This is a genomic window from Calothrix sp. FACHB-168 (genome assembly GCF_963889195.1).
Lineage (GTDB): Bacteria > Cyanobacteriota > Cyanobacteriia > Cyanobacteriales > Nostocaceae > Aulosira > Aulosira anomala_A.
The window spans coordinates 82,044-101,342 of the sequence record NZ_CAWPNJ010000052.1 but is presented as its reverse complement, the minus strand read 5'-3'; the positions used below and the strand labels follow the sequence as shown (position 1 = coordinate 101,342).

At 40.6% G+C, this 19,299-nt stretch carries 14 protein-coding genes; 10 read left to right on the top strand and 4 right to left on the bottom strand.

Annotated elements, in window-relative coordinates:
• Positions 1-77: 77 nt before the first annotated feature.
• On the bottom strand, positions 78-2,561 hold the full coding sequence (locus tag AACW45_RS27980; protein ID WP_190629382.1) for a two-partner secretion domain-containing protein: 2,484 nt from the start codon (positions 2,559-2,561) through the stop codon (positions 78-80).
• 126 nt (positions 2,562-2,687) lie between these two features.
• Here AACW45_RS27980 and AACW45_RS27975 point away from each other — a divergent pair, with 126 nt between their 5' ends.
• On the top strand, positions 2,688-2,837 hold the full coding sequence (locus AACW45_RS27975) for a hypothetical protein (RefSeq protein ID WP_190629379.1): 150 nt from the start codon (positions 2,688-2,690) through the stop codon (positions 2,835-2,837).
• Between the two features lie 7 nt (positions 2,838-2,844).
• On the opposite strand, the gene AACW45_RS27970 is transcribed toward AACW45_RS27975, so the two are convergent.
• The 3 genes from AACW45_RS27970 to AACW45_RS27960 all read right to left on the bottom strand — a co-directional run bounded on the left by AACW45_RS27970 (position 2,845) and on the right by AACW45_RS27960 (position 9,807).
• Entirely contained in the window at positions 2,845-5,340 is a 2,496-nt protein-coding gene (locus tag AACW45_RS27970; protein WP_190692790.1) for a hypothetical protein, read from the bottom strand.
• On the bottom strand, positions 5,321-7,831 hold the full coding sequence (locus AACW45_RS27965; RefSeq protein ID WP_190629375.1) for a beta strand repeat-containing protein: 2,511 nt from the start codon (positions 7,829-7,831) through the stop codon (positions 5,321-5,323). The genes AACW45_RS27970 and AACW45_RS27965 overlap by 20 nt, the downstream gene beginning before the upstream one ends.
• Before the next feature lie 206 nt (positions 7,832-8,037).
• Positions 8,038-9,807, bottom strand: a complete 1,770-nt coding sequence (locus tag AACW45_RS27960) for a ShlB/FhaC/HecB family hemolysin secretion/activation protein (protein WP_242045539.1) — start codon at positions 9,805-9,807, stop codon at positions 8,038-8,040.
• A 632-nt stretch (positions 9,808-10,439) separates the two neighbouring features.
• Between AACW45_RS27960 and AACW45_RS27955 the strand changes: the two genes are divergently transcribed.
• The 9 genes from AACW45_RS27955 (at position 10,440) to AACW45_RS27915 (ending at position 19,232) form a co-directional block, all read left to right on the top strand.
• Positions 10,440-11,627, top strand: coding sequence for an RNA-guided endonuclease InsQ/TnpB family protein (locus AACW45_RS27955; RefSeq protein ID WP_190629374.1), 1,188 nt, complete (start codon positions 10,440-10,442; stop codon positions 11,625-11,627).
• Between the two features lie 126 nt (positions 11,628-11,753).
• Positions 11,754-12,596, top strand: coding sequence for a YaaW family protein (locus AACW45_RS27950; RefSeq protein ID WP_190629370.1), 843 nt, complete (start codon positions 11,754-11,756; stop codon positions 12,594-12,596).
• Complete coding sequence (locus AACW45_RS27945; RefSeq protein WP_190629368.1) at positions 12,578-13,903, top strand: O-antigen ligase family protein; 1,326 nt, start codon at positions 12,578-12,580, stop codon at positions 13,901-13,903. The genes AACW45_RS27950 and AACW45_RS27945 overlap by 19 nt, the downstream gene beginning before the upstream one ends.
• Positions 13,904-14,260: 357 nt before the next feature.
• A complete protein-coding gene (locus tag AACW45_RS27940; RefSeq protein ID WP_190629365.1) occupies positions 14,261-14,671 on the top strand; it encodes a hypothetical protein in 411 nt (136 codons plus the stop codon).
• 169 nt (positions 14,672-14,840) lie between these two features.
• Positions 14,841-15,362 (top strand): Ycf51 family protein, encoded by a 522-nt coding sequence (locus tag AACW45_RS27935; RefSeq protein WP_190629362.1) that lies wholly within the window; start codon positions 14,841-14,843, stop codon positions 15,360-15,362.
• Positions 15,363-15,752: 390 nt separating this feature from the next.
• On the top strand, positions 15,753-15,995 hold the full coding sequence (locus tag AACW45_RS27930; RefSeq protein ID WP_190629358.1) for a hypothetical protein: 243 nt from the start codon (positions 15,753-15,755) through the stop codon (positions 15,993-15,995).
• 57 nt (positions 15,996-16,052) lie between these two features.
• Complete coding sequence (locus tag AACW45_RS27925) at positions 16,053-17,249, top strand: iron-containing alcohol dehydrogenase family protein (protein ID WP_190629356.1); 1,197 nt, start codon at positions 16,053-16,055, stop codon at positions 17,247-17,249.
• Positions 17,246-18,427: an aspartate aminotransferase gene (locus AACW45_RS27920; protein ID WP_190629354.1), complete on the top strand. Its 1,182-nt coding sequence runs from the start codon at positions 17,246-17,248 to the stop codon at positions 18,425-18,427. Before AACW45_RS27925 ends, AACW45_RS27920 begins: the two co-directional genes overlap by 4 nt.
• Positions 18,428-18,821: 394 nt before the next feature.
• Positions 18,822-19,232 carry a response regulator gene (locus tag AACW45_RS27915; RefSeq protein ID WP_190629352.1) on the top strand — a complete coding sequence of 137 codons (411 nt, stop codon included), beginning with the start codon at positions 18,822-18,824 and terminating at the stop codon, positions 19,230-19,232.
• The last annotated feature ends 67 nt before the right edge of the window (positions 19,233-19,299 follow it).

Here is a 19,299-nt window from a genome sequence, read left to right as displayed (position 1 = left end):
TTATCTTTGACTCTAACTTTAATTAGAGTTCCCAAAATAACATAGTTTATAACTTGCCTTATCCAGGATGCAATCTGTTATAGTTTGCTCAAGGGAATCGCCGCACAGGTTAATGGTTGTTGTTTTTCAATAGAAGATTGACTTGCAACTAACTCAATTTTGCCTTGAGCGTTACGATGCCAAGATGTAGCTTGGACAATAACCTCTCTTGATTGGGGAATTTGTGCCGTAATTGCGCCATTTTGCTGGAATGCAGAGATATCACGGATGTCTGACCAAGTGCGATCGCTTCCCACTTCTTGCATGGGATTTTGTGGTATTCCACCCCTTCCTGTGGCGACAAAACTACTACCAGTATTTGCAGAACAGCCACTAGCAATTTGCTGTGATGGGTCAGTGATATTTGCAGGTAATTGCACTAAACCAGAATTGGGGTCAACACCAAAATTGTTAATATCAACTGTACCGTTAACACCAAATTGGGAACTGGCTGTGATGTCGTTTTCTATTGTTAGTTGAAGACGATATTGAAGACCAAAAATACCTTGAGTTTTGATGTTAATATTGCCACCATGACCTTGAACTGCATTGGCAATGATGTCGCTGTTTTCTAAACCAACAATTATAGGTGAGCTAATTGACAAATTACCACCATTCCCATTACCCACAGCAGTAGCTGAAATGGCACTATTGTGACGCATCAATAAATAATCTTGCAAGTCTAATCTGACATCTCCGCCATTACCAGAAGCAGTTGATGCGCTGATGCTACCTTGATGATCTAGAAAAATCGAGTTGGCATTAATTCGTACATCTCCGCCTTTACCAGGCCCATCATTTGTGACGCTCACAACTCCTCCATCTATGAGGCTTAATAATGGTGTGTTAATTGTTAAAGAACCTGAATTGCCTGTAGGAATGGCTGGTAGTTCAAATGCAGCTTGAATAGCTGGGCTGAGAATCTCAGCGTTAGAAAAGACGCGAGAGACTGTCCCCGCAGCATTACCCTGAGTAGCACGACCCTCAACATATATGGACTCTGAAGCTTTAATTTCCACACTACCTGCTGAACCTGTTGCTAAAGTAGAAGACCCCAGAGATGCACCGCCTTGAATCACTAATTTAGATGTGTTGATGATTGTGCTATTAGCATTACCAGAACCCTGAGTAAAAGTAGATAGCGAACTTTCAGAAAATGCCAGAGGATTGTAACCCGCAATTTCGATGAGATTTGCTGCATTAACTTGTATTTTGCCAGTCTCTCCAGAGCTAACAGCCACAGAACTAATTGCACCAGAATCCAGAATCCTGAGATTATCCGTGGATACAGTTATGTTTCCTGCATTGCCGCTATTTAATGAAAATGTGACAATCCCTGTATAAAGGGCTGGATTAGCAATGTTAAAGCCTCTGATATCGGTTGTGCTACCCACATTCGTGATAATGTTTCCAGCGTTTGTTTGAGTCCGGGTTCTAGTGACAATTCTTGCTCCATCCTGGAGGGATAGCTGGGCAGCTGAGATAGAAATATCTCCTACTTTACCTGTAGCGAAATTATTGATTTGGATCAAACTTCCCAATTCACCATTGGCTGTGTTCCCCATCAAGTTGAGGGAACCTGTGGCCTTAACCGTAATTCCCCCAGACTCTTGTATTCCTAAGTTTTGGAGCAAAACAGCAGAACCCTCAGTTAAGCTGATGTTTTGTCCTTGGATTTGGATTGAGCCATTGTAACCAGTAGCATTCAGCAGGGATTCTTCTGCCAGATGAACATCGTCTAATTTCAACACCGTGGAGTAATCTGGCACCCAACCCGTAGGAGTGGCATTCAGTCCAACTAGCCCAGTGCTTACACTACCAATTTCTAGATGTCCGCTACTCTTGGTGGAAGCAACACCACCGTAGAAGTTTATACCACTACCAATCAAGGCCAGTGTATGATTTTCTCCAACTTGTAATCCGGGGGGACTTTTGCTCGCGTTAGCTGTACCAAAGCCAGTACTATCTGTCAACTGGTTTTGATTTCCCTGGACTGTGATGCTACCAGGATTTTGTCCCATCTGTAAACCTACAGGTACCCTCATTGTTAACAAAGGTGGGCTAGAAGCATTCACAGCACTAAACTCTACCCCATCAGCAAACTTAATACTATTGGCTGTTGTCCCCACAAATGACCCGCCAATATTCAAAGCCGCATTTTTACCAAATACAATGCCATTGGGATTCATTAAAAATAGACTTACGGCATTATTACTATTTACTGTTTTAATTAACCCATCAATCTGAGAAACATTACTACCTGTAACTCGGCTAAATATAGTTGTAATATTTGGTGTATTAGTTAAATCAAATTTTGCCGAACCACCTGTAGTCACTGAGAAATTACTAAAACTGTGAAATAAATTATTACCCTTTTCAATACCATTGATAATAGTAAAATCATTGCCGCTTTGATTGACTATAGTGTTGGTAGTAAAATCAGATATTACTTGAGCATTCACAGGCAGTAAAACTCCGCAAGTTAGTAACCCAGTTGTCACTTGATATAGAAACTGCCTCATAGCGTTAATACTTTTTTAAGCGTATAGTATGAGGATTCCCATTCTATTCGTACTACTAACATTTATGACTGGATCGCTAAATAAGTATGTCTTACCTGTGGTCTGAAGTGATGTCTACAAAGGGCTATGACTAGGCGATACCGTTTTGACAAAATTCCTAAAAGTTGGGAAATTGACCATCAGGAACAGCAGTACAAGTTAAAAATGGTTGTACATTGGCAGTTTGAGCCACAACTAACTCAATTTTGCCATCAGCGCGACGATGCCAAGATGTAGCTTAACTCTATGATTTCTCATTTAATCTTGCTTTTGCTGCGGCGCGTACAACTCGATTTCCATCTTTCACCAAAATTTGCAAAATTTCTGTTGATGTTTGCGGATTTTGGGCGATGAGATAACGTTCATACCAAGTAAATAAATTTAATGTTTTTAATTTTTTTAAAAAATATTCCTTAGGTAATGTGAAATTTTGGATAATAGCCAAGCGAAATGGTATTGAATCGATAGTGCGAAAATTTGGTTCTATATACTGAACTAGATATTTGCTAGCGATTTCCGGAGCAATTTGTATTAGTTTTTTGACTGCTACTACAAAAACTTTATGTTCTTTAAGGTTATGGTGACGTTGATGACGAGTATATATACTAGGTTTATAGTGATAATTTTTAGCGAGAACTTCTAGTATAGGAATTGGAGTATTAATGTTGTTAGCAACTGATAGTCTCACAGCTTGATTTTTATCTTTTGCTAGCTTTTTTAGACAATTTCTAGCCTTTTCAGAATAACTATATGCTTCTATCAAGCTAGCGTTTTGGGCAACAGCTTCGCGAATCAGTACAGATTTATGCTTGGCTAGTTCAGCTAACTTTTCGATAGGAGTCTGTTCGTATACTGCGGCATTATATGCAATTAAAAAAATATTTTGATGCTCACTATTAGCGAATTTCTCTTTATATTTAATTAATGCAGCTTGGCGAACATCTGAAGTTATATCATATAATGAATTTTCTATAAATTCTAATGATATATGGGGATTTTGCAGCATTAGCCATCGCAGTCTATAGCCACTTAAATCTCTAAATTTTATGTTAGCTATTTTGTGGCAAATTTCATTATTTATATGTGGATGAGAAGCTACTGCTGCATATATATCTACACTACGAACATTTAAAATTTGTAGTAATAAATCTGGCGATAAATCGGGATTATAAACTACTTGTTGCCAAATATTATGTACTGCTTCCCAATAAATATTATCAGGTACAATCTTAATCAATTCTAATAATTGAGGAATTGGTGTCATTGCACTTGCGGCGATGTCATATTGTTCTTGACTAGGTAGTTCTTTTATTTCAATTCCTTGATAGTCGTATTCGGCATTAAACAGCCTGAGCCAGAGATAAATATAATTAGATTTTCTGGAAATATACTGTAATTCTAATTGTGCTTTTAATTCTGGGGAAGTAGCTGGATTTAAAGCGATATTTTGCAGTATGCGCCTATCTTGCTCTTGGTAAAGAAGTCGTAAAATTTCTGATGGAGTATGGGGATTTTTAGCCACATCAGCACGGACATGGACATGGCGATCGCGCGATAATATCTCCAGATATTCTTGAGGTGTTTGGCTATTTGACGCCACTGCTCGACGCACGAGAATGCTTTTATCTTGAGTAAGATGTTTGAGTATATGCATATCTGCACGAGGATTACTAGCAACAGATACCCTGATTCTCCATTCAGGCGATCGCGCTAATTTTTCTAAATCGCTTAACTCTAGATTTGGATGCTTTGCAACTCTGACGCGAATAAATGACCATTTACTCGTATATAGTTCCCGTAACTTTTCTACCTCTGTATGCGGATGAGTTGCTAAAAATCGTTCTTGAAAAAAATTATTAACTATTGACCTTGGTAAACTAGGATTTCTCATTGCAGCTTCCCGTACTACCCTAGAATTATGATTAACAAGTTCAATTAAACATTCAACAGGTGTATTTTTATTTTTAGCAACTTCAATCAGCGTGGGAATTTTAATTTTTAAAGTTAACAATTCTCGTAAATATTCTGGGTGAGTATCGCTAAATCTAGCGATAGTTTCCTGAATGTATTCTGAAGCTTGAGCAAGTTGCAACTTAGGCTCAATTCCCAACAGCCAAAAAGTAAATTGATAATATTCTCCTTTAGCACTGTTATAATAATTACATCCTAAGTGAGCAGTATTGTAAAATCCCGATGCAATACTATCATGAATATTTTGTAATATATTATCCGCATATTCTTGCCACCCTGAAGACATTTCTCCGGCAATATTGACATGCATTTCTATCAATTCTCGAATAAAATCATTGCAATATTGATTTTCCGTCACTAATTGTAGTACTTTTTTGCTGACTTGAGGATTTTGCACAATTAGCAATAAATAATCATAATGTCCAGAATTAGCAAACTCAATTAACCATTCTTCTGGAGCATCTTCAGAGGCTAAAATATTTTGGATAACTTCATGGGGAATTGTTTTGTAAAAATCATGATTTTCTAAATGTAATAAAGGTAAAATCGGATTTTTAATAAACTCTATGGGAAATTCTTCTGCTAGTTGAAATAACACATCTATGGGAGTATTAGGGTTCCCGGCTACAGCTTGACGAACTTGTATATCTTCATGTCTCGCCAATTCTGTTAATAATTCTGGTGTAGTATCAATATTATTTGCAGTTGCTATTGCTAATTGATTACCGAGTTGCATCAATTCTTCCATATTATTTAGCAACCGCAGCACAGGTTAATACTGCTAGTATTGGAGTAGAAGACTTATCTGCAAATAACTCAATTTTACCTTTAGCGTTGCGATGCCAAGATGTAGCTTGGACAAGAACCTCTGTTGATTGGGGGATTTGTGCTTGTACTGGCTGTGTGTTGCGGAATGCACTCAGATTGCGAACATCAGACCAAGTGCGATCGCTCCTCATTTCCTGTATCGGATTTTGCGGTACACCACCCCTTCCTGTGGCGACAAAACTACTACTAGGATTTGCACTACAACCACTAGCTATTTGCTGCGATGAATCGGTGATACTTGCTGGTAATTCTACTAAGCCGGAGTTAGGGTCAATGCCAATATTATTAATTTGTACAGAACCATTAATATTAAACTGAGAACTGGCTGTGATGTCATTGGTAAGTTCTTCTCTTGGTGTAAGAGTATTGCGGAATTCTAAACCAATAATCCCTTGAGTTGAGATGTCAATGTTTCCGCCTCGCCCTTGGACAGCGTTAGCAATAATATCACTATTTTCTAATCCTAAAATTATAGGAGAATTAATAGTGATATTACCACCATTGCCTATTCCTCCTGCTGTAGCACTAATTGAACTATTTTCCCGCATTCGGATAAGGTTTGAGCGTAAAAAGACATTACCTCCTTCTCCTAAATTGGTAGCGGCGGAGATAGAGGCTTGATTGTTCAAAACAATTGAATTGGCATTTATTTCAAGTTTTCCTGCATTTCCTTGACCAGGTTGACGAACGCTAACTTCTCCATAATTACTAACCTCCAACAATGGCGTATTGATCGTCACGCTCCCGGAATCACCAGAAGGCGCATCGGGTAAACCAAAAATTTGCCGTTGAATCGAATCTAAAATCAAGCCTGATGAATTAATAGAACTAGGATTGACACCACCATCTTTGCGATTTTTGACAACTATCGACTCTGTTGCATTTATCTCTACACTTCCAGCTTTTCCTGAGTTGACTGTAGATGCTGTTACTAGTCCACTTTCTGCAATGATTAACCTTCCGGTATTAATAAATACATTTCCCGCATTTCCTGTTCCAAAGTTACTACTGGAAAATGCGCTAGGGTTGAATAAAGGACTCATGCCAGTTAGCTCAATTACATCCTTGGCACGAACATTAATAGTGCCACCATCTCCTGAGCTAAAAGGATTGATGATAATTCCAGCTCCATTAATTGCCTTGAAGCTTCCTGTAGATACTTGAATATCTGCTGATTTTCCCGAAGCAAGACTAACGGAAAATAACCCACTAATTAAAAAAGCATTGCTTGGGGAAAAATCTCTAAACTCTGTAGATTCAGCAACTTCGAGGTTGATTGTACCACCTTCCCCTAAGCCATAAGTGCGGGAGGAGATACCTCCACCTCCCTCAAAAAGCAGATTACGGGCAATTACATTGACATTGGCAGCTCTTGCATGAGTAACTGTATCTACAATTACACCACTACCAATTGTGGCATCCAAAGTTGTACCTAAGAACTTGAGGGTGTCTTGTACTTCAATCCGAATCTGTCCAGCATCCTGAGTTCCTAAGTTAGTACTGCTGAAAATTGAACCATCACGCAGTTCAACGCTTTTACCTCTGAGGTAGATTGATCCACTAGGTATACCACTGACATTGATTGATGCAGCTTGAGATAGGGTAATGGGAGAAAACTGATTAACCCAATCGTATACTAAAGTCCAGCCTTGCAAGTTGGGCTGAAGCATAACTTGCCCAGAAGCAACACTACCAACTTGAATTTGTCCGCCTTGGGCGATCAGATTACCGCCATTCAAATTGACAGAATTTCCTAATAGAGCTAATGTTTTTTCACGTGGAACTTGTAGATTTGATACTGAGCTGTTAGTTGGAGTCAAAAAGCCTAAGATAGGTAACGAAGTTGTTAAACCATGTCCCAAACCTTGAATGTCAATCGCTCCTGAGTTTTGCCCCATCTGCAATCCTACAGGTACGCTCATCGTCAACAAAGGAGTTGCATTGGCATTCACTGCACTAAATTCTGTCCCATCAGCAAACTTAATACTATTCGCTGTCGTGACTACAAAAGAGCCGCTAATATCTAATCTGGCATCTTTACCAAATACAATTCCGTTAGGATTCATTAAAAACAAACTCACCGGATTATTACTATTAAGAGTTTGAATTAATCCATCAATCTGGGAAACATTTCCACCAGTCACCCGACTAAATATAGTTGTAATATTCGGTGTGTGGGTTAAATCAAAAGTTGCTGTACTACCCGTAGGTATAGAAAAATTGCTAAAGCTGTGAAATAAATTACTACCTTTTTCTATACCATTAATAATCTGAAAACTATTACCATTTTGATTAACAACGGTGTTAGTAGTACCATCAGATGTGACTTGGGCTATTGCGGGTAATACTAAGCTTAAAGCCAATAATTCTGTAGTTAATGATACGATAAATACATGAATTCTCTGGCTTATTGCAAAAGAAATCGCTCTCATATCTTGGATTTTTCTTGACCATGACTTTAGTTATACCTCTATTACACGTATAATTTATGACATCGTCAAGAGAGATTGTTATTTGTCACAGTTAACCCTGAACAACCATAGATTGATCGTGTTTGCAAATCAAGCAACAAATCTAATATTTCTTAGGTCTTTACAGGGTTTCTAAACATAGGAATTTAGGCTACAGTATTGTGCGATTAAAACGGCGAATACTGCACTGAAAAATACAGCCCATTTTCTTGCAAACTGCGTTTTTCACCCTCCACTGAAGTCAGAGGAATACCCCAATCAAAACGGGCTGAGAAACTATCGCCTTGTTTCCACAGTAGCCCTAAACCCGTACCTACTAAAGTACTGGGTGATGGATTGTCGCCTTTGACATTCCAGCCTGTACCCACATCAATAAAGGGTGTTAGTTGGAGGACTCCGCCTATTTTGGGAGCGCGGAGAATCGGTAACCGCAATTCTGCGGAGAATAACATGCCATTATCTGTAAGTAATGTATCCTGGCGGTAGCCGCGCACACTTAACTGTCCACCTAGACCAAATTGTTCTAAGGGTACAAGGGAATTTGCGGATAGTTGGATATCGCCTCTAGTTAAAAATAGGGTATCTGGTGCTAACTGTCGCACCCACTGAGCTTGTCCTCGCCAAGAGAAAAAGCGGCTATCTGGTTCATCTTGATTAACATTGGCTCCAAACCAATCTACACCTAAACTAAATTGCGATCGCAATGCAAAAACTTGGCTGGTACTACGCTGAGTATAATCTTGAAAAAAGCGTAAAGCAGAAATATTCGTTCTTCCTTGCTCATCTGCACCTGGTGACAGACGAAACGGGCCGATATTATCAATACCTAACTCAGTTTGGCTTTCCTGGCGAGAAAACGAGAAACCTACCGCTAATTCTTGAGTTGGCTTTTGCAGTAAGGGTTGACGATAACTAAATTCGTAAGAAGTTGTATCTGATTGAATATCGAGAACGCTGAAAGGTTCTTCTATGACACGGTTCCAACCTTTGTTAAACCCAAAGGAGAGAGTACCATTGTGCGCATTAATTGGTAGTGTGTAATTGAAATTAATTGTATTGCTGCCATCGGTATTGGCGTAACCGATACTCAGAGTATCGCCTAAACCGAGTAAATTCGCTTCTTGCAAATCTACACCCCGGCGAAAACTACCCACACTAGGCGATCGCCCATTATCTATACTTGTTGTTAGTCTAAAAGTATCGGCTTCTTGGATTTCCACCTGTAAAATATTACTTCCCGGACGCACACCCATCTGCAACTCTGCTGATAAATTTTGAATGCGCGGATCGAGGCGGAGGAGTTGCAGCTTTTCTAGTAAGCGGGGTACATTCAACGGGGTTCCTGCACCCAGTTGAATGCGCGAGCGAATATATTGACTATTTAATCGTCGGTTACCAACAATTTTAATTTCTTCCAGACTACCTTCAATTACCTGAATTTTGATGGTTCCATCTTCTACAGTTTGCGGTGTAATCAACGCTCCTGTGGTGACATAACCCTTATCTGTGTAAAGCTTGGTAATTGCATCTTTGATTTGTAATAACTCTGCAAATGTCAGTTCCTTACCCAAATAAGATTTTGTAATCGCTGCAAACTCTTCTGGTTTGAAGACTGTACTCCCAACAACTTCAATGCGATCGACACGAAATTTAATATTAGCCCCATTCTCTGCGGGATTTGATTGATCTGGTATTGTTGGTAGCGGTAGTAATTGATTGTCTTCTGGTGGTGACGGTAGTACCTCTGAGGGTAATGGCGTTACTGGTACTTCTTCTACCCTTCCTGGTGGTAAGGTTTGAGGATTTGCAGTTTGAGCTATAGCATTTTCATAATTGCCCGTGACAGCTAGGAAAAAAAAGCCAAATGTCAGCGATTTCAGGCTAAAAAGGTATTTTAAAGACCTATAAGAAATTGGGTTAGAGCCGATAGTCATCATGTTGTAATCCTTTTTGTCACTCCCCGACAAAGAAAATTTGTGCATCAAGCCTGTCTAGATCGGGCTTTTGGTTAGTCAATCGCACCATCCTCTAATCCCAGGGAATTTTTCCCTTCAAATGTTGAATTAGAGATTGGCTATGAATTCTCAGATTCTGCGTACAATAATTGAGCAGAAGCTAGAAAAGTTACTAAAAATCGGCAATTAGCGACAAACGGTAAATGATATTTTTTTAACTTCTATTGTAAGTAGTAATTCTGGAGAAAATATGAGGATTTATATTTTAATCTGCTAAAAAAGGCGAATCAGGTGATTTCGTAGAAAAAGCAAGTATAATTAAATTTTTTATTTTACTAAGACCCAAAAACATCCTTAAGTATATTTAATTAAGCAATAGTCTAAAAAAGATACAAAAAATTAAAAAACACTTGTACCGCTATAGATGATAGATCTCTGGTAGAGATTGGGAATACAGAAACTTCAGGAGAAAACTCAGATTTCATTAGAGCGATCGCAGATGTGAAGCAATTTTAGATTTATTCAACGAATAAAAATGAATTCATCATCAGAAAAATGGGTAGAAACCCCGTCCTTTAGTACCGGTTTACATGGAATGTGGTAAAATGTGAAGTATGGAAAAAGCCTACCGTTACCGTTTTTACCCAACTGCCGAGCAAGAACAGATATTGCGCCGGACAATTGGTTGCGTGCGGTTGGTTTTTAACCGAGCATTGGCAGCAAGAACTGAAGCTTGGTATGAGAGACAAGAGCGAGTAGATTACGCTCAAACCTCCACCATGTTGACGCAGTGGAAAAAACTCGAAGAACTGGAATTTTTGAATGAGGTTAGCTGTGTACCACTGCAACAAGGTTTGAGGCATCTGCAAACTGCTTTCACTAATTTCTTTGCAGGTAGGGCGAAATACCCCAACTTCAAGACCAAACGCAGTGGTGGCAGTGCAGAATTTACCAAGTCTGCTTTCCGATGGAAGGATGGACAAGTCTACTTGGCAAAGTGTTCTGAACCACTGTCTATTAAATGGTCTAGGCAACTGCCAAAGGGGTGTGAACCTAGCACCATCACAGTTAGGATTGAACCTTCTGGACGATGGTTTGTCAGTCTGAGAATTAATGATCCGTCTGACGAAACTTTGCGGCCTGTTGATAACGCTGTTGGGTTGGATGTTGGGGTGAGCAGTCTCGTTACCCTGAGTACGGGTGAAAAGATTGCTAACCCCAAAGCGTTTGACAAGCACTACCAAAAGTTGCGGAAAGTGCAAAAAGCGCTCTCGCGCAAGCAGAAAGCCTCTCGCAACCGAGATAAAGCCTCGCTCAAAGTTGCTCGGATTCAAGCTAAGATTTCTGACTCCAGAAAAGACCATCTGCATAAGCTGACAACCCGACTGATTCGTGAAAACCAAACGATAGTGGTTGAGGATTTGGTAGTTAAGAACATGGTCAAGAATCCCAAACTCGCCCGTGCCATTAGTGATGCAGCATGGGGAGAATTGGTGAGGCAACTGGAATATAAAGCTCTTTGGTACGGTCGAACCTTGGTGAAGATTGACCGATGGTTCCCTAGTTCTAAGCGCTGTGGGCATTGCGGTCACGTTGTGGAAAAGTTGCCGTTGAATATCAGGGAATGGGATTGCCCCAACTGCGGGATGCACCACGACCGAGATATCAATGCAGCTAAGAACATTTTGGCGGTGGGACACACCGTTACAGTCTGTGGAGCGAACATAAGACCTGATAGGCATAAGTCTAAAGGGCAGTTGCGAAAATCCAGTAATGGAAAGAAACAGAAACCTAAGTCGTGAGTCTTAGGAATCACCGTGGCGCGATTCCCGGTGAGGATGTCAACTTGCAACAAACGTTACTAAATGACTGCCGAAACCTAATAGTAGAATAGGGTACAGAAGCAGCAAGTAACGGAGGAAGGGAAATTGGATGAACTGAGGGCGGCTCTAGAGCTAGCAACTGAAGAAGAATTGCAGGATTTAACGGCGATTCTGTTTAGTCGTAAGTTCAATCCCTTAGACTACGTTCACACACCTGAACCGATTGAAGTCCAAAGTCAAGACCGCAAAGCTTGGTTAGATACACTAGAGGATCGTTTTCGCTTTTTAGCCGCAGATGGAATGACAGTATTGCGGGGACGCACTAGCCAAGTAACTTACCGTCAAGCATTAATTCAAGTATGTAAGTATTTAAAAATACCCTATTCTAACCAACTGGCAACAGTAGATTTAGAAGCAGAAGTATTTTTGCATCTATTAGGGCATGTGTGGAAAAAATTGCCAGAAAAAGAAAAACAAAAATTAACTCTACAGGTACAGCGTCACCTGATCAAATCGGAAGCGAAACAACCGCTACCGCTTTTATTACAACGCGATCCCTTAGGCATAATTTTTAAAGGTGGTAGTGCTTTAGCTGTCACTTCTGTGATTCAACCACTGGTACTGAAACAAATTGCTAGACAATTTGCTACACATTTTGCTACCTATCAAGTAGCGAAAACCGCCGCTATTCAAGGAACAGCAACTACAACTACGCAATTTCAAACTTATGTAGCGTTACAAATGGCACGGCGGGGGATGACTGTCAACGCTGCACGTTATGGAGCGATGCGGAGTGTTTTCGCGGTGATCGGCCCGGTGATGTGGGCTTGGTTTTTTGCAGATTTAGGGTGGAGAGCGATCGCTACTAACTATGGTCGCATTATCCCGACTATCTTCGCCCTAGCGCAAATTCGTCTAACCCGTAGTGAATGCTGGGAGCTAGCTTGATACAGGCTGTTTACCATCCAAACAAAGCCTTACAATTGCCTTGGAATTTGACTCAAGTGGGGCTGGTTCTCTTCCCATTGAGTCCCTTTTTGGGGGCTGTATTAATTGTATTGGCATCCCTAATTACTTTGGCGCGTCAATGGGGTAAAGTTATTCGCCGCCCTATTAATTGGGGATTTGCGCTTCTAGCTGTGTTGCTAACCATTACAGCTGGGTTCGCCGAAGACAAAACCCTGGCTTATGTCGGCTTATTTAATTTTGTACCCTACTTTATTGTTTTTGCTGGATTAAGCGCTTTATTTCAAAAAATCGCTCAATTACGGCAAATGGCTTGGATTTTGGTCATTGCTTCCGTGCCTATTACTATTTTAGGCTTAGGACAGTTATTTTTGGGCTGGTCGCTCAATTTAACCTTTTTATGGGTGGTATTGGAGTGGACGATCGCACCAGGAGGAGAACCACCAGGGCGGATGTCATCAATTTTGATGCACGCTAATACATTAGGTACTTATTTAGTTATACTTTTTACTTTTGGTTTGGGTTTAGGGCTAGAACAATGGCAGTTAATTAAGCAGCAAATTCAAAGGTCTAAAGCACCGCTAATCTTTTTGACCATTACGGGAATTATCAATTTCATAGCGTTAATTTTTACCAACTCCCGGAATGCTTGGGCGATCGCTATTTTTGTTTGTTTAGCTTATGCACTCTACCAAGGTTGGCGAATTCTGGTAGGTGGTGTAAGTGCGATCGCAACTTGTATTTTATTAGCAGCGTTTGCGCCTTCACCATTCGCCCAATTTTTTCGCCGCTTCGTTCCCGCTTTCTTTTGGGCACGCTTAAACGATGATATGTATCCCGACAGGCCAGTAGCTTTAATGCGTAAAACCCAATGGGGATTTGCTTGGTCTTTAACTCAGCAACATCCTTGGACAGGTTGGGGATTACGCAATTTTACAGGATTATACCAAGCAAAAACACAGATTTCTCTAGGTCATCCCCACAACTTATTTTTAATGCTCACGGCTGAAACTGGGATACCTAGTACGCTGTTATTTTGTGGTTTAATAGGCTGGATTTTGTATGCATCTGTGAAATTGCTACGCGAAGCAAAATTCCCCAATTCTGAAGATAAATTGCTATTTTTCACCTATATAATCGCCTTATTTGGCTGGTTACTCTCTAATATTGTTGATGTCACTCTCTACGATTTTCGTTTGAATACGCTGTCATGGTTGATGTTATCCGCAGTTTGTGGATTAGTTTATCGTTACAACCAAGATAATAAATCCAAATCTCCAGAGAATTAGAGTCAATTAGCGAAGTTTTGATGACTTATTGGTAAGTACTTTATTGTCTGTAACAACCCCCATCAACAGCCAAGCAGATTAAATATATAAATTAAATTCGGCACAGTTGATGAATCTACACAGTACATAACTTTTTCAGTGTATCCACCGGAGTCATTCATCCTTAACAGTTAATAAAATTACTAATATTCACGTCTGTGAGTGTCACTAATTCAAGTTAGTGACTGTTGCTGATTGTTGGGAAGGTGTACGGATAACCCTTTTGGGGGTTTTCCTGCATAATAGGCATCTGTAAAAGATGCCTTTTTTTTATCTATTTTGTTGTAATAAACCCATCAATAATCTCAGAATTTGTGTATGAAAATATTCTCTTCATTCTTAGCAGTTGTCACATCTTCTTGCGGTTTATTAACCTTAAATCTGGCAATTTCTTTACCTGCTCAAGCTTCAGTTGTTTGTGAAACAGACACTATCACCAAATATGGAAATGGCTCCTTAGCAAGTTGTATCCTCAGTCAAGATATGAATTTGCAAATTTCTAGTTATAAAACAGGTACATCTAATTTTGTTTGCAAATCCGAAAATTATATTTCGTTTAGTGAAAAAGGGCAATTTGCCAGTTGTATCTTGGCAGCAGAAATGAAAATTATTAAAGGTAATGCGGTAGAAACTTGTTTACCACAATATCAGGTAAATGTTGTCAGTGCTGAAGATGGTAGTCTAGCGATTTCTTGTAAAAGTTTGAGATTATCATCTTTCAACCTTTAACTAGGGTATGGGGTGGACAAATACAGCGAATTGTATTGTAGGGGCACTTGCCATGCCCCGAAGCGCTAGTTTTGCGTTGTTTTCCAGGGTTGGTTGATTTGCGGTATCGCACCACTCGGTAGAATGGTGTTGTCCGTAATCGAAAAATCACGCTTCAGTAGCCAACCTTATGCTCACAACAGCAGATTTTCTTCAATATACCCAATGGTCAGGTATTGCCACGTTGGTATTTGCCGTTTTAACAGTCCTGGGTTTAATCTTCAAATGGGGTATTCGCTTTCGGCTGGTGGGTACGACTGGTTTTATGCTGGTACTGACAGGTGGTTTATTTGCACTCTCGTTAGTACCTTTAAGCCGTACTGTGATTCCTGGCGCAGTGCGTTTCACCCTAGTTTATGACAATGGTTCTACACAAGCAGTCATTGCGATCGCACCAAATATTACCCCTTCAGCACTAGAAGCAACTTTACGCCAAGCAGCTAGTAATCTCTATTCTTATGGGCGCTTAGGTTCCAAGAATGACAATTATCTGACTATTCGTGCCCGTACCCTAATTCACCCAGAACTAGGGTTGACCGTACCACTATACTTAGGTCAGGTCAAGCGCACTCTAACTCAGCGAGAAGATCCCCAAATGGCGGTGGAAATTTATCCTGAGAAATTTGCCCAATTACCGAAAGCAGCAGCGTAGGGAAGCAGGGGGACAAAGAATTTTAGATTTTAGATTTGCGATTTTGGATTCTAATCTAAAATCTAAAATCCAAAATCCAAAATTGTTTCAATGCCCCATGCCCCATGCCCAATGCCCCATGCCCCATTCTATGTACTGTTTGTATCACTAATTAAATTTATATTTTTGGCTCTGAGATTCTATATTGACGTTGTGAAGTGGTGTTTTTTTCTCAATGATACAAATTATTTTGTAAGTATATTTCTCTAAATTAAATGAGGATTTATTGTTAACAGTAAAACAATATTTTTTTTGTATTTCAGTATACAATAATTATTTTTTTTAGATTAAGATATTAATTTAGCCATGCCATTGGTGGGAAAAAGTTAATCAGTCTGTTGGTTACGGGTAATGATGGCAGAAGACATTATTAGTGAAACCCACATGACCAAAGCCTTTTTCTTCCTTCTGTGGGAGTGGTATTGTGAATTAGTTATACGATTATTCAAAACTTTGATTGTTCGGGATTTAAGGCTAATGGGCACTATTGAGTCAAGCCATGTCAAACTGCTCAAGCAGTTGGCAAAGGGCTTTGTGGAGTTATCTGGATTTCTCGTGGTAGCAAGCAGCCTGATTTGTAACTATTCAGCATAAGCCCGATTTTTATTGTCAATTTGCTGAGAAATATCAAGGTTTTGGCAAACTAGTTATATGCCCAATCAATCTTCTACTCAAACTTTGTCTACTCAAACATCTAGTTCGTTATTAACGCTAGCGATCGCGCCAGCAAAAGTAATTCGTGGTGCCAGTGTATTAGAATCGGCAGCAGCAGAGATTGCTAGCTTGGGAAGTCGTCCCTTAATTGTCGCAGGCGATTCGACTCTGGCAATTACTCAAGCCAGTTTGTCACCAATTTTAGAAAAACAACAGCTGCATGTAGCTCAAGCGCCCTATGGTGCAGATTGCTGTGAAGCTAGCCTGAAATCCTTACGTAAAGCGGCAAAAGACCATAAAGCAGATTTAATTATCGGTGTTGGTGGTGGTAAAGCACTAGATACGGCGAAATTAGTCGCCCATCAGTTGCAATTACCAGTGGTGACAATTCCTACTTCCGCAGCTACCTGTGCAGCTTGGTCGGCGCTGTCGAATGTGTATTCTGAATCTGGGGCGTTTCTTTATGATGTCAGCTTATCGCGCTGTCCCGATTTACTCATTCTCGATTACGACTTGATTCAAACTGCACCACAGCATACATTAGTTGCTGGAATTGGGGATGCGATCGCAAAATGGTATGAAGCCTCAGTTAGTAGCGGACATTCACAACAAACCCTTACCATCGCCGCAGTCCAACAAGCAAGAGTTTTGCGCGATATCTTATTGCAAAAATCCACAACCGCCTTACAAGAACCAGGAAGCGAAGTTTGGCGGGAAGTTGTAGACGCGACAGTGTTAATGGCTGGGGTAATTGGCGGACTTGGTGGTGCCCAATGTCGTACCGTTGCCGCCCATGCAGTGCATAATGGTTTAACCCATGTTGCCGGTCATAGCAGTATTCACGGTGAAAAAGTCGCCTATGGGATTTTAGTGCAACTGCGATTAGAAGAAATGGTACAGGGCAATCAGCTAGCAACCTCAGCCAGACAACAACTGTTGAAATTCTATGCAGAGATTGGCTTACCAAAAAAATTGAGCGATTTGGGATTGGGCAACATTACTCTAGCAGAACTGCAAACAGCAGCCGAAGTCGCCTTAGTTCCCACTTCTGATATCCATCGGCTACCGTTTAAAGTGGCGGTGGAACAATTAATGGCGGCGATGGTTTCTACCACTGCACCAGTAGAAAGCCGAGACACGGTAAATCGCGTCTCAGTGAGGGGAGTAAGTGACGAGGTTGAGGTTCAGGAATGAGTTTGGATTGGATTGTTCCCGCAGAACGAGTACAGAAGCTACCACCCTATGTATTTGCCCGTCTTGATGAACTCAAGGCTAAAGCTAGGGAACAAGGCTTAGATTTGATTGATTTGGGCATGGGAAACCCTGATGGCCCCACACCACAACCGGTGGTAGAAGCCGCCAAGCAGGCTTTGCAAAATGCGGCTAATCATGGTTATCCCCCCTTTGAGGGAACTGCTAGTTTCCGCCGTTCTATCACTAATTGGTATGATCGCCGTTACGGTGTTTCTCTCGATCCTGATAGCGAAGCCTTACCTCTACTCGGTTCTAAAGAAGGATTAGCCCATTTAGCCTTAGCTTACATCAATCCTGGCGATATAGTGCTGGTACCTTCTCCTGCCTATCCCGTCCACGTTCGCGGCCCCGTAATCGCTGGCGGACAAGTTTACAGCTTGATGCTCAAACCAGAGAACGATTGGTTAATTGATTTAGCCGCGATTCCCGAAGAAGTTGCCCAAAAAGCCAAAATCCTCTATTTCAACTATCCCAGCAATCCCACGGCGGCGACTGCACCCAGGGAATTTTTTGAGGAAATCGTCGCTTTTGCCAAAAAACATGAAATTCTCTTAGTGCATGACTTGTGTTATGCCGAGTTAGCTTTTGATGGTTATCAACCGACTAGCTTATTAGAAATTCCTGGTGCAAAAGAGATTGGTGTCGAATTCCACACCTTATCCAAAACCTATAATATGGCTGGTTGGCGCGTGGGGTTTGTGGTGGGGAACCGCCATGTAATTCAAGGTTTGCGGACTTTAAAAACCAACCTGGATTATGGTATCTTTGCTGCCTTGCAAACCGCCGCCGAAACCGCATTGCAACTACCAGATGAATACTTGCATGAAGTCCAACAACGCTACCGCACCCGTCGCGATTTCTTAATTGCTGGGTTAGGAGAGTTAGGCTGGAATATTCCCGTAACCAAAGCAACTATGTATTTGTGGGTGAAATGTCCTGAGGGCATTGGTTCCACTGATTTTGCTTTAGATGTACTGCAACAAACTGGTGTTGTTGTGACTCCAGGTAATGCCTTTGGCGCTGCTGGCGAAGGTTATGTACGTATTAGTTTAATTGCAGATTGCGATCGCTTAGGTGAAGCCTTGCACAGATTTAAAAAAGCGGGGATTCATTACTAAGGGCTAGGGGCGAGGAATTTTAGATTTTAGATTTTGGATTTTAGATTTAAACCTAATCCAAAATCGGAAATCCAAAATCCAAAATTGAATTGCCCCATGCCCAAATCTTTACAAAAATATATAGACATAATTAGCAGATATCATTGCAGCTGTATCTACCTTGGCGATAAATAAGCGGGATAAGCAGTTTCATGTGAGTATTATCGAGTTATAACAGCCAAATTGGCTGATTTATGAAGCAATATGTCGCTATGTAAGCATTGATAAATATTATTACATTTCTATGTGCGGAAGCGGACAGACCTGAACATCTAAAAGCGTTTAAATAGAAGATGAGCGAGTATTGGCATTTCATCACCACGCCAAGTTTGACATCTTCATTAGGGTCGAAATTATGAATAACAAACCCATTTCGTTCAAGGGACTACGCCTACTTGTAGTTGATGATGACCGGGATACAAGGAAGTTACTCAGTATTTTATTTGAACTCGATGGGGCAGAGGTGCTAACAGCAACTTCAGCGCGTGAAGCCCTAGAAATCATTTCCTGCTTCCAACCAGATGTCCTGATTTGCGATATTTGCTTACCTGATGAAGATGGCTATTCTTTACTGCGGAAAGTGAAAAGAATTGACATCGAGCAAGGTAGAATTACACGAGCGATCGCACTTAGTGCCTATGTGATGGATGAGAATCGCCAATACGCCTATTTAGCCGGTTATCAAAAGTATTTGCACAAACCAATTAACTTAGATGAATTAGCAAAAGCTGTGAATGATTTAGCGCAACTACAGCAGTATGCTTGATTGTGGAGAGAAGGCAGAGAGGACAAGGGAGACAATTGTACAGACGCGATTAATCGCGTCTCTAACT

What these genes read in the sequence shown, in the direction of transcription:
- AACW45_RS27980 (WP_190629382.1), bottom strand. Translation starts at nt 2,561, where the DNA reads ATGAGGCAGTTTCTATATCAAGTGACAACTGGGTTACTAACTTGCGGA.
- AACW45_RS27975 (WP_190629379.1), top strand. Translation starts at nt 2,688, where the DNA reads ATGACTAGGCGATACCGTTTTGACAAAATTCCTAAAAGTTGGGAAATT.
- AACW45_RS27965 (WP_190629375.1), bottom strand. Translation starts at nt 7,831, where the DNA reads ATGAGAGCGATTTCTTTTGCAATAAGCCAGAGAATTCATGTATTTATC.
- AACW45_RS27960 (WP_242045539.1), bottom strand. Translation starts at nt 9,807, where the DNA reads ATGATGACTATCGGCTCTAACCCAATTTCTTATAGGTCTTTAAAATAC.
- AACW45_RS27955 (WP_190629374.1), top strand. Translation starts at nt 10,440, where the DNA reads ATGGAAAAAGCCTACCGTTACCGTTTTTACCCAACTGCCGAGCAAGAA.
- AACW45_RS27945 (WP_190629368.1), top strand. Translation starts at nt 12,578, where the DNA reads ATGCTGGGAGCTAGCTTGATACAGGCTGTTTACCATCCAAACAAAGCC.
- AACW45_RS27940 (WP_190629365.1), top strand. Translation starts at nt 14,261, where the DNA reads ATGAAAATATTCTCTTCATTCTTAGCAGTTGTCACATCTTCTTGCGGT.
- AACW45_RS27935 (WP_190629362.1), top strand. Translation starts at nt 14,841, where the DNA reads ATGCTCACAACAGCAGATTTTCTTCAATATACCCAATGGTCAGGTATT.
- AACW45_RS27930 (WP_190629358.1), top strand. Translation starts at nt 15,753, where the DNA reads ATGATGGCAGAAGACATTATTAGTGAAACCCACATGACCAAAGCCTTT.
- AACW45_RS27925 (WP_190629356.1), top strand. Translation starts at nt 16,053, where the DNA reads ATGCCCAATCAATCTTCTACTCAAACTTTGTCTACTCAAACATCTAGT.
- AACW45_RS27920 (WP_190629354.1), top strand. Translation starts at nt 17,246, where the DNA reads ATGAGTTTGGATTGGATTGTTCCCGCAGAACGAGTACAGAAGCTACCA.
- AACW45_RS27915 (WP_190629352.1), top strand. Translation starts at nt 18,822, where the DNA reads ATGAATAACAAACCCATTTCGTTCAAGGGACTACGCCTACTTGTAGTT.